This window comes from Almyronema sp. (assembly GCF_052168255.1).
Lineage (GTDB): Bacteria > Cyanobacteriota > Cyanobacteriia > Phormidesmidales > Phormidesmidaceae > Sphaerothrix > Sphaerothrix epifaneia.
Map to the genome: position 1 here is coordinate 1 of NZ_JBQLZL010000113.1, position 8,223 is coordinate 8,223.

Below are 8,223 nucleotides of genomic sequence, written 5' to 3' on the forward strand. Positions count from 1 at the left end.
TAAACGACTGTAAACCGCTAACAGCCTACCTTTCCTTCTGCCCTCAGCCTTCTCCCTTTAGCGATCGCTGCCTCAAAAGCTAAATTCAAAGTTCGGTCTTTAGGGAGAGGAAGAAGCCATTGTCTGCAACAAAACTTAAGCAAGGTTTGCATTCCACAATGGCTTCAGAGGCTCCCGTGAAATATCACATTGTCTTGCATCGTCCGATAGATTTGAAAGACATTGCTCAAAAAGCTGAGATGGCTCAGTCTCCGCGTCACGGTATGGGTTTACTGGCGCAAAGGTTGAACGCTCAAGTGCATCAGCCTCAGGGGTTACCCCTTTCGCTGAGCGATCGCCTGCAAGCTAAGCTGGTTAACTCGCCAGAATCTTGGGCCTTAGCCCGATCGCTAAAATCTCAGGTCGGTGCAGAAGACTGTATTTTTTGCACCAGCGAGGCAGGCGGGCTACAGATAGCCGCCGTCTGTGGTGCCCAGCGCGATCGCCCCCAACTGGCAGTTTTTGTTCACAATTTAGATCGACCGCGAGGGCGGCTAGCGCTAAAACTATGGCAAGCGGCAAAGCGAATTGATTTGTTTTTAGCCTGCTCTCAACTGCAAATTGATTTTCTTCGTCAATATTTGCCCATATCGCCAACCCAGGTAAGATTTATTTGGGATCACGTAGACACCCAGTTTTTTACGCCAGGTTTGCCAACAGCCGCTAAAAAGCGACCTCAAATTGTCAGCGTTGGGTTAGAGCAGCGCGATTATCGCACGCTGGCAGCAGCAACGGCTGATTTAGCCGTAGATGTAAAAATCAGCGGTTTTTCCAGAGATGCAGTAGCGCTAGCGCAGGCCATGCCTGACCCCCTGCCAGCCAATATGTCGCGCCAGTTTTATGCTTGGCCTGAGCTGGTGCAGCTTTACCGGGATGCCGATGTGGTGGTGGTGAGCGTGCGCGAAAATCGCTATGCAGCGGGCGTTCAAGCTTTAATGGAGGCAATGGCTTGTCAGCGTCCGGTGGTCGTTACCGCAACGGCGGGGCTAAGCGCTTATCTCAACCCAGAAGCCGTCACCTGCATTCAACCTGGAGACGTTCAACAAATGCGGCAGGCGATTTTGCACTACCTTGATCATCCTGATACGGCGCTGGCTAAAGCTCAGTACGGCTATCAGCTAGCGCAGGAAAAACACACCATGGAGCGCTATACCGAAGACGTAGCCGCCTGTTTGCAGTCGCTCTAGCCAGGGGGCAAAGCGGGGTGGGCTAGCTGAGCGATCGCTCAATGGTAACGCCTCGTTGCCGCAGGGTTTGCTCAAACAAATCTGTTGTTAGGGCTTGCTCAATCGGCCAGACACCGGGCTGATGCAGCTCACCCGCTAGCATGAGTTGGGCTACGCTACCCGTACCATAGCCAGCGGCGATCGCAGTATCGGCGTGAACCAGCGTTGAGCAATAGTGGGCTGATTTGCCGTGCTTTTGGCCGTCAATATCTGCCCGCATGGCAATGCCTGTGCCGCTCAGGCGATCGCTCACCTGAGTCATTTGATAGCTAGCCTTAGCCAAAAGCTCCACCGTTTGCGGCTGTCGCAGCCAGTTTTTCGGAACTGCGTGAGCCATCAGCCAGGTGAGATAATTGTAAAAATTAGGCAGTGAGCCAAACTTGGTAACAACCGTTTGCACCGGAAAAGACTGGGGCAACGTCATCGCCTCGACGGTTCTAAACCAGTACACGTTGCAGTCGCCATAGGGGGCAGGAAATGCCACTGTTTCGCGCTGACTGTAGGGGGCAATTGTTTGCCATTGCCCTGCAATCCAGGCCAAAAACGGATGTTGCAGTTCTAAAAAAGTTGTCCGCATCACCGTGATGCCTGCCCCCCCCGACCCCACTACGACATAGCTCAGCTTGACTGCCTCAGCCTGATCAAGCTGTTCAATACCCTGCCGTACCAGGCTATTGGAAATTCCTGGAAAAACGCCAGTGCTGAGAATTGCTGTCACACCTGCGGCTTGGGCTTGCGATCGCAGCGACAGCGCTTTTTTCACATAGGGCGGATTGTCTGCCACATCTATATAGGCTTTGCCCAGGTCAATACAAGCTTGCAGAACCCGTTCATCACGGTAGCTAAAAGGGCCAGCGCAATGAATGACTAAATCATGAGCCGCGATCGCGCTTCTGAGCGCTGTTAAATGGGCTAAATCTAGGGCAATCAGGCGTACTCGCTGGGGATACTGTTGTTTTAGCTGAAATTGAGTCCGGGCGGTTCGCCCACTCAACGTCAGGGCGGCCTGCGTGTAGGTGAGTAAATCTTCAGCTACGCGGCTGCCAATGCGACCTGTGCCACCAAGTATAAGAACCGTTTGTGTCATCCTGCTGTTTACGTAAGAGAAGCTTGATTGATTTGGCAACCGTCGGTGTCAGCCAGTTTGCAGTCAAAGACTGAACTTTGACGTTAAAACGAAGAAGACGGCTACTGTGGCTCAATCAATGGTTTATGTGCCTTATTTCGGATCTTCTCTGGTTAAGCTTGCAAAGTCTTGTATCTTAGGGTTCACTGTACTGTCGGTTGCTAGCTGCGATCGCCCTTTGTCTCAGCCAAAGGCGCAGACCGTAATGCCCGTGGTGCAATCTTTTCAGGTTAGCTTAGAGAAGTCCAGCCCGATGAACCAGCCGCTTTTATTTGATGCCGCCAGTGATTTTGAAAATGGCATGGCCGTTGTTCGCTTAGGCGATCGCCTCGGCTATATTGACCCGACGGGTAGCCTGGTGATCAATGTGGTCGATGCAAATGTGACGCTGGTTTCCCCTTTTGCTGAAGAACGGGCGATCGCTCAAGTTGGCAACTATTTTGGCTACATTGACCGCAGCGGCGATTGGGCAATTGAAGTGCAGTTTCGCCAAGCCAAACCTTTTTCAGAAGGGCTAGCGGCTGTCCAGGGAGGCACCAAATATGGCTACATCAATCCTCAGGGAGAATGGTCAATTGAGCCGCAGTTTGACTTGGCCGAAAGTTTTGCCGAAGGGCTAGCCGTCGTCAAGTTACAAAGCCAGTATGGCTACGTTGACCCGACTGGCAAGCTGGTGATTATGCCACAATTGCGCGATGCCTGGAGCTTTTCTGAGTCGCTGGCGGTGGCTAAAACGGGCGAAAAATATGGCTACCTCAACCCTGCAGGTGAAATGGCTATTGAGCCACAGTTTGACGGGGCGTTTAGCTTTTCTGAGGGGCTAGGGCGAGTGCGCCAGGGCGACAAGTGGGGTTACATTCATCCTACGGGCGAAACGGCGATCGCGTTTGAGTTTGACTTTGCCAGCGACTTTTCAGAAGGCCATGCTGTGGTTTTGGTAGACGGTAAGTGGGGCTACATCAATCCAGTCGGTGAACTGGTGATTTCGCCACAGTTTGACTATGCGGCTGATTTTTCAGAAGATCGCGCCGCTATTCAGCAAGCCGGACGCTATGGCTATATCGACAAAACGGGTGAGATAGTGATTGAACCTAGCTTTGGCAGTGCGGGTAAATTTTCGACTGGTTTGGCTCGTGTTCAAGCAGGCGATCGCTGGGGCTACATTGACCCAGATGGCCGCTTGATTACAGGGGCATCTGGCCGCTAACAGACGAGCCAACGGGCAAGGCTTGTAGCTGAGCGGCTAGCGCTCGTACCTGAGGTAGCACAGGGGTAAGTTCAGCCTCATTTTGCCGCCACTTTTGCGTATCAGGTGGCGTCAGAGTAAAGCGAGAGTGGGGCAAAGTTGCCGTAGTCACCTGTGCCAGTTTGCTATCAAAGGGAATTTCCATAAACTCGCACAGTCGCTGTACTTCTGCCTGCGGTTGAGCAATCAGGGTTTCGTATTGCACTACGCACCACTGCGACGACGGCACCGTACTCAGCGCTGTCAAAATAGCCTGGTTGGCGCTTTGCCACTGAAAAGCCGCAATCTCAGCTAAAGACGCCTGGTTAAGCGCCTGCCAACCCGGTGGCAAAATCAGCGACCAAGGGTAGCCCGTCCAGTTGGGCAGGTCTTTGTAGGTAATAAAGCGGCCCGATTTCCAGGCTTCCATCAGGCTACTGAGGTTGGCTTCGGGCTGGCGGTGCAAAAAGATAAATTTGGCGTTGGGAAAAATGCTGTGAAAGAAAGGAATGCGCAGGGCGTTTTTGGGGGTTTTTTCTAAGAATCTAATTTTTTGGGGGCGTTCGGCTAACGCTAAATAGCGATCGCCGTTGCAGTCTTGCAACGACGCCACCCAGTTTTGCATAAGTTGCTGAGCCGTTTCAAAGTCTGCATCCGCAGCCGTAAGCTGATTGGAATGGTACCCCCGGTTGGCCGGGTTGAGCTTGGCAATACTTTCAATTTGGCGATGACTTTCGCCGCCAACAGTCCACAGCGTTCGAGCCTGACTGAGGGTTTCAAATAACAACGTTGAGCCAGAGCGCGGAGCCGCGACGATAAAAATGGGCTTGCGAAAAGACACCCGCAAGGATTGGGTGGCCGAAGGTCTGAGCGCCGGAACCGCAGGCGATGGCGAGGCGCTTTGGCGGGGAGGAAGGCTTTTGAGCCGTAGCATCGCTTCTAAGCGCAGTTTGAGAATGCTCAAAGCGGTGGCACCATTGCTTTTAAGTCGCAGATTTTGGCCAACGGATTGCGCTGCCGTTAGGGTACGCTGGTTGAGCTGAATCTGGGGAGAACAGTCAGCCGGATTGGAACCAGCCGTCAGCCACAGCGATCGCCAATCCTGGCAGTGTTCTTGCAAAAGCTGCTGAAAAGCTTTGACGTTGGCTGAGTGAGCAGGGCTGGCTTGTACCTCAGCGATTAAATCTTGTAGGGCGACCTCCACTTCACTCGGCTCGGCCACCATTGAGGGCGACGCGGCTTCAGTCTTTAGCGTCCAGTGGGCTTGGGGCTGATAGGGTACCCAGCGCTCGGCGGGGGCAGGTTGAGCCATGGCCGCTTGCCAAAAGCTGGCTGAGCCGCAGGTATCAAAAACTAGGTGAATCCGATAAGTATCGCTGTTGTGGATGACTTCGTGTATTTGCCAGTTGTCAAAAATCCAGGACTCGCCAGGTGCCATGTGGACAGATTTGCCGTTGCAAACAAAGCGCACCGACGGCTCTGTCAAGATGGGAATATGAACGCGGGTACGGTGAAACCAGTAATAGTTAGAGTCGAAGTGAGCCGGGACAGAATGGTGCGGTGCCAGACGCATCAACCGCGATCGCCCAATCACCGTTTCAAACGTAGCCAACACCTGTTGAATATAAGGACAGCGCTGCAATTGAGGTGTCGGCAGCATGGCTCCAGCGAGGTCATCATTTTCTTCGCCATTAGCCGAAATGAGCAAAATAGCACTATTGCCCGCATAGCCGCTGGGATGCGATCGCCATTGCGTTTCGGCAAAAGCCTGGGCTTCTAGTGCCAGTCGCTCAGCATCAAAGCGCCAGGGAAGCTTGATAAATTCTTGGTTGAGCTTCATGCCCGCTATTTCCAGAAAGGCGAGTAGTTAATGACTAGACTTTATCTTAGTTAGAAGGCGACTAATTGCCAAAAAACGGCTGCCTGAAGCCATCCTTTGGTTTGATCAAGGTTTGAAATATCGCTGGCAAAGCAAAAAAGTTTTCTGTTAGTGGCTTCCAGCGGTTTAAGCGTCTCAAGCCTGGTGCTATCGCTATCAATTCTCTGTTCACTACTTTTAGCCTAACCATCACTCAACGGCTGAGCCAGCTAACCCAGCTTTTGTTGCTTATGGGTCAGCAATCTTACTGAAAGTTAACAAGATTAGCTTTGCAAACCCCGTGAATTCAACTATATTGGCGAAAGCTTTAAAGTGATAAAAACTCAGCATCTGCCCAAACAGTTTAAGACGCTGGGCCGACTTTTCTAGTTTCCCTGTTTTCCTGTAGAGACTGTTTGCAATCAAATCATGTAAGCTAGCCCAGGAAATTCGTGGGCTTTTCTGGTGTGATTCTAGATTTTTGATCTTTAGGAGTGCTTAGAATGCGTGGTATGCAGTGGGGCATTGCGCCTGGAATTTTGCTGTACCTGTTGTACAACGTTCCAGTTGCAGAAGCAGCAATCAATGAATGGGGCGCTTTGCTAACGCCTGCCGAAAAAACGCGATCGCCCTTAAATTCAGGGGTGCTGGCAGAGGCGACAACGGCTGATCCACCTTTTCCTGATTATCCGTTGACCTTTGACGCTTCGCTTTTGTTCCAAAAGGTTTACTTTTCAGATTCAGATAGCTATACCTTTGAACGTTTAGCCGCCGCTGCGCCCCCCACTAACGCTTCTTTTTTAGAGGGGACGGGTTTGATAGCGCAAGCAGCCCCGCCTTCACCAGAAACGCCTGAGGCCGAATCTTCTACAGACCCGACAGAACCGACAGAACCGACAGAACCGACAGAAGCTGAACCTGACGCCCCGGAAGAAACGCCTGATGCAGCGACTGGTAGCGCGGCGGATCTAAGGGTCAAACCATTTTTTAGCATTAACTACAATGAAGCGGGCGGCTACGAAGGTTTTACCGGGTTTGAAGCCTTTTATCCGCTGATTCAAAATCCTGGCAGCAACGTTACGTTTCTCACCGGACGCCTCACCATCAACAACGACATCAATTTCGGTGGTGGTTTGCAGGCAGGCTATCGCTCCCTCTTTAGAGACGTCGCTATTTGGGGGGTCTATGGAGGTTTCGATATTCGTGAAACCGACAGCAGCACATTTGGACAGCTCGGCTTTGGCGCAGAGCTTTTAGGAGATATCTGGGATACTCGATTAAATGCCAGTTTCCCCATTGGCGATACGCAGCAATTTGTCACTTCTGGTGGCTCCCAAGCTATCAATCCTCGCTTTTCAGCTAATCAGTTGCTAGTTGACGAAGCGATCGCAGAGCTATTTGAAGCTGCGATCACAACGATTTCTTTTGATGCCGGATTCCAATTCTTTGACTTTGGCGAGGCAGGTACCCTCTGGGGTCGCAGTGGACTGTACTACCTTGGCGGCGAAGCCTCTGACGATGGCTTTGGCGTTAGAGCTTCGGTAGATTATCGCTTGCAGAACAATCTGCGCTTTGGGTTAGGCGTTCAGAATGATGGCCTCTTTGGCACGAACGTCCTTTTCTCGGTTAATGCTTTAGTTGGCCCCGGTGCCCCCATCCGTCGGCCTTCAGAAGCGGCAGGGCAATTGGTGCGACTCTGGTCGAGAGCCAACGAACCTCTCGTTCGCACCAATACAATTTTGGTAGAAGAGCAGATTGAAACCCGGCTCAACCCAGATGTAGCAGTGATCAATCCGGTGACGGGTCAGGCTTACACATTCCGCCATGTTGATCCTGGTAGCGGCAACGATGCCGCAGCAGGCACGTTTGAAGCTCCGCAAGCCACCATTGCTAGCATTGTCGGCATTACCGCTGCCAATGCCGACAATATTATCTACGTGCAAGCAGGCAACGCCGGGGGTGGCTTTACTATCCCCGATGGGGTGCAGGTGCTTTCCGTTGGGCCTGTCCAACTCTTGACCACTCAATTTGGCGCTATTACGCTACCCGGTTCGGGCAGCGGTAATTTCCCAACTATCAGCGATACGGTGATATTGGGCAGCGATACGGTGATATCCGGTTTTGATATTACCAGTGCTGGTGATGCCATCTTTGGGCCGTCAGGCATTAGCGGCACCGTTGTCATCAGCGACAATACTCTCAATGCGGGAGACGATGGTATTGCTATCGATGACATTAGTGGCGACTTAGACCTTACTATTGCTCGTAACACCATTGATAATGCGGGCGACAACGGTATTTACTTTGGTGATATCTACGGTTCAGGCGTGGTTGATATTGATATCAACAACAACTCTATTGATAGTAACGGCAACAATGGTATTTACTTTAGTAGTTTCTTTGATGATGTCACTGTTGATTTAACCATCAGCGACAACTCAATCGATGACAACAGTGACGAAGGAATTCGATTCGATGACGAATTTTTGGATGATGTCACTGCTGATATTTTGATTACGCGCAATTCCATCAGCAACAACGGCGACGACGGTATCTATATTGATGGTATTTACGACAACAGCGTTGTCAACCTGACTATCAGCGACAACATTATTGACAATAATGGTGGTACCGGAATCGATTTTGAAGCCGTTGGCGACAATGCCCAGGCGACTATTGCGATTACGGGCAACTCTATCACGGGCAACGATGATTACGGCATTTATTTTGGCGGCTTTTATGAGGAAGC

General features: G+C 51.4%; 5 protein-coding genes. 3 read left to right on the plus strand and 2 right to left on the minus strand.

Going from position 1 to position 8,223, the window contains the following annotated elements; translation table 11 throughout:
* The first annotated feature begins 119 nt into the window (after positions 1-119).
* Positions 120-1,226 carry a glycosyltransferase family 4 protein gene (locus ACTS3T_RS23100; RefSeq protein ID WP_377965409.1) on the plus strand — a complete coding sequence of 369 codons (1,107 nt, stop codon included), beginning with the start codon at positions 120-122 and terminating at the stop codon, positions 1,224-1,226.
* A gap of 22 nt (positions 1,227-1,248) precedes the next feature.
* Here the strand turns inward: ACTS3T_RS23100 and ACTS3T_RS23105 are convergent, their stop codons facing one another.
* Positions 1,249-2,352 carry a saccharopine dehydrogenase family protein gene (locus tag ACTS3T_RS23105; protein ID WP_377965411.1) on the minus strand — a complete coding sequence of 368 codons (1,104 nt, stop codon included), beginning with the start codon at positions 2,350-2,352 and terminating at the stop codon, positions 1,249-1,251.
* A gap of 106 nt (positions 2,353-2,458) precedes the next feature.
* Here ACTS3T_RS23105 and ACTS3T_RS23110 point away from each other — a divergent pair, with 106 nt between their 5' ends.
* A complete protein-coding gene (locus ACTS3T_RS23110) occupies positions 2,459-3,598 on the plus strand; it encodes a WG repeat-containing protein (RefSeq protein WP_377965413.1) in 1,140 nt (379 codons plus the stop codon).
* Here the strand turns inward: ACTS3T_RS23110 and ACTS3T_RS23115 are convergent.
* Positions 3,576-5,456 (minus strand): sulfotransferase, encoded by a 1,881-nt coding sequence (locus tag ACTS3T_RS23115; RefSeq protein WP_377965415.1) that lies wholly within the window; start codon positions 5,454-5,456, stop codon positions 3,576-3,578. The genes ACTS3T_RS23110 and ACTS3T_RS23115 overlap by 23 nt on opposite strands.
* Before the next feature lie 521 nt (positions 5,457-5,977).
* On the opposite strand from ACTS3T_RS23115, the gene ACTS3T_RS23120 reads away from it, so the two are divergent.
* The coding region (locus ACTS3T_RS23120) for a right-handed parallel beta-helix repeat-containing protein (RefSeq protein ID WP_462935807.1) at positions 5,978-8,223 on the plus strand (2,246 nt) is incomplete at its 3' end.